Annotated in this window: 3 protein-coding genes; all 3 read right to left on the minus strand. The window is 75.3% G+C overall.

Translation table 11 applies throughout. From position 1 onward, the window contains the following. Positions 1–356 precede the first annotated feature (356 nt). A complete protein-coding gene (locus tag AB0G02_RS25050) occupies positions 357–1,205 on the minus strand; it encodes a TIGR04222 domain-containing membrane protein (protein WP_360797976.1) in 849 nt (282 codons plus the stop codon). Beyond that, positions 1,159–2,133, minus strand: coding sequence for a TIGR04222 domain-containing membrane protein (locus AB0G02_RS25055; protein WP_360797978.1), 975 nt, complete (start codon positions 2,131–2,133; stop codon positions 1,159–1,161). The genes AB0G02_RS25050 and AB0G02_RS25055 overlap by 47 nt, the downstream gene beginning before the upstream one ends. 46 nt (positions 2,134–2,179) lie before the next feature. Further along, positions 2,180–3,034: TIGR04222 domain-containing membrane protein (locus tag AB0G02_RS25060; protein ID WP_360797980.1), on the minus strand; the 855-nt coding region annotated here is incomplete at its 5' end.

The raw sequence follows: 3,034 nt of genomic DNA on the forward strand, positions 1-3,034 counted from the left end.
CCGGCCCGCCGCCCCGGCCACCCGCGCAGCCGGACCACCGCCAGGCCGCTGCCGTCGCACGGCCATCGCTGTCACCGCCCGCCCTCTGCCCGCACCACCGCACCGCCCGTCAGCCGCCTACCCGGTGCCACCGCTCGTCAGCCGCTCGCCGCCCTGTCTGCCGGCCGCCGCCCCGCCCCGCCGCTGCCCTGCCTGCTGGCGCCTCGCCACTGGCCGCCCTGCCGCTGGTCGCCCCGCCGCTGGCCGCTGCCCTGCTGCCTGCGGTCCTGCCGCTGGCGGCCCTGATGCTCGCCGGTCGCTGCCGGTCGCTGCCGGTTGCTGCTCGCTGCTCGCCGGTCGTCGCCTTGGCACGCTCGTCAGTCGCCACCGCCACCGCCGCAGCCGCCACCCCCGCACGACGAGCTGCTGCACGACGAGCCCCCGCACGACGAGCTGCCGCTGTCACTCCCGCAGCTGCTGCTCGCGCAACTCCCGCACCCACCGCAGGAGCTGCCGTCGCTGGATCCGCTGCGGCGCGTCCGGCGCCGGAGCGTTGCCGCCGCGGCCGGTGCGATGCCGAGCACTTCCCAGACGTGGTGGCGTCCGACCTTGCCCAGCAGCCCGTAGTAGGCGACCAGGGCGAGCCGGTTCGGCGACACGGCCACCCGCTTCAGGTCCCGCACCACGCGCCGCCCCGAGCGGGTCAGGGGGCGGTTGGCCCGGGCCAGGACCAGTGACACCAGCAGGCCGCCCACCACCGCCACGGCGGCTACGGCGAACGGCAGGTCCAGCAGGACCTTCGCGAACACCGTCGCCACGCCGGCTGCGATCACCAGCCGCCGCAGCCGGCGCACCGCGCGACGCCGGGCCGGCGACACGGCCAGACCCCGGTCGACCAGGTGCTGCCCGAGCGACTGCGCCTCGGCGCTGCTCGCGGTCGCGGCGATGACGTCCCCCAACGACTGGGGGAGTGAGCGCAGGACGTGGGCTTGCAGCGGGCTTCGCGCGGCACTGTCCGGTCGGCTCTGGCTCACGGCGCTCACCAGGCCCTCGCGCGAGATCCGCACCGCCTGGGCTTCCACCAGCGACACGATCGCGACCTCGGCCGCCCGGCCCGGACCGCCCACCAGGAAGCCCTGCTCCTCCGGCTCGGCCTGTCCCGGCTGGGGCGTCGACCCCTCAGGACCCGCCGAACCCGCCGAAATCGGCGTCCATGAAGTCGCCACCCTCATCGCCCTCCAACCACTGCCCGGCCAACCAACCACCCGCGAACCACCCACCGGCGACCAGCCAGCCGTTGCGCCGCTGCCAGCGCTGAGGTTCGACCACCACGGCACGCCTGCGCCGGGGTAGCGGTGCCTGTGACGCTTCCTCCGGTGCGATCGGTTCCGCCCGTTCGCCGTCGAACACCGCCGTGTCCGCCCGCGCCGACCCCTTGCGCGACGCGGACGGCACGGACAGCCCCGAAGAGCCCGCGGAACCGGGCAGTCCCGACGAGCGCGACAAGCCGTAACGGGCGGTCACCTCGGCCGGGTCGACCGGGGCCAGGCCCGCGGTGGCCTCGTCGTACGCCCGCGCGCCCCTCCTGGTCAGGACGGGCGGCGGACCGAGCAGCAGCACGACGACCAGCGCACCGGTGACCGACAGCGCCGTCACCGTCACCCACCCGCCCGGACCGGCCACGGCGGCGACCACCACGAGCACCGCCAGTGGCACGACCGCCAGCACCGCCCGCGCCAACCGCCGCCGCGGTGACACCAGCAGTCCACCCGCGACCAAGCGCTGCCCGATCTGCCGAGCGGGACCGCTCGTCGCCGCACGCACCACCAGCTCGTCCAGATCGATGGGGGGAAGCGGCTCGCGGTGGGAAGCGGCACGCGGCGTCAGTCGGGACAGGACGATCCGCTGCAACGCGGTCGACGGCTGCTCCTCACCGGGCACGGCCGCGACCACCGCACCGGACACCTTCGCCCGATTCTCGGCCACCAACCCCGCCAGCGCCACCTCGACCGCCCGCACCGGGCCACCGCCGAGGTAGCCGATCTCCTCGAACGTCAGCGGCCGGTCGGGGACGGCGCCGGCGACCCGCTTCACCCGCAGGCCGACCACCACCGCGGCGACGAGCACCGGGCCGTACCACCACAGGAACGTCATGACGTCACCCTAGGAGCCACCAGCGCCGACCGGGACGGGGAACGGGTCAGCTCCCGCCCCCGCCGCACCCCCCGCCGCCGCCACAACCGCTGCTGCCGCCGCAGCTGCTCCCCGAGCTGCAACTGCTGCCCGAGCTGCAACTGGAACCGGCGGTGTACGAACCGGCCGCGTAAGCGCCGCCCGACGCCGCACGACGACGGGGACGGGAACGCCCGGCACGCGGACGCGGTTTCGGTCGCACGGCCGCGCGCAACGCGATGTTCGGGTGGCTGCCGAAACCGTTGAGAGCGACCAGCTCGACGTCGCGCGCCGAGCTGGTCCCTCCCCACCCCCCGGTGTTCTCGCCTGCGCGAGCCTTCGCCACCGCCGCACGACCCTTGGCGGTGCGCGTCAACGGGTTCACCTTCACCAGCAACGCGATCAGCACGCCGGTGATGACGAGCTGCAGCGTCAACCACCCCACGGGCGCGGCGATCATCAGTCCGTTCGCCCAGCGCACCACGCCGACCACGAACAGCAGCACCATCGGCACGACACCCCACCGCGCCCGCGACCTCGCCGCCTCGGGCGTCACCAGGTAGTCCTCTTCGGACAGACGACGGCCGACCGCGCGCGGTGCGTCCTGTTCCGACACCGACGTGATGAGCAGCGCCAGCGTGCGGTAGCGGTAGCGCGTCGCGTCGGCGAGCACGGCCTGGTCGACCGGGTGGTCCGCGACGGCGGAACCGACGAGCCGCACGGACCCGCTGCGGGCGGGCACGAGCGCGCCGGAGTCGATGAGACCGGCGACGGACGTCTCGACCACCCGTCGCGGGCCGCCGGTCAGGTAAGCGATGTCCAACAACCCGAGCGCGCCTGCGGGGACGCCTCCCCCCCGGCGCCCCCCGGCCCCCCCGACCCG

The organism is Actinosynnema sp. NPDC023658, assembly GCF_040639995.1.
Taxonomy (GTDB): Bacteria; Actinomycetota; Actinomycetes; order Mycobacteriales; family Pseudonocardiaceae; genus Actinosynnema.

Coding starts and splice junctions, on each gene's coding strand:
- AB0G02_RS25055 (WP_360797978.1), bottom strand. CDS start 2,133: ATGACGTTCCTGTGGTGGTACGGCCCGGTGCTCGTCGCCGCGGTGGTG.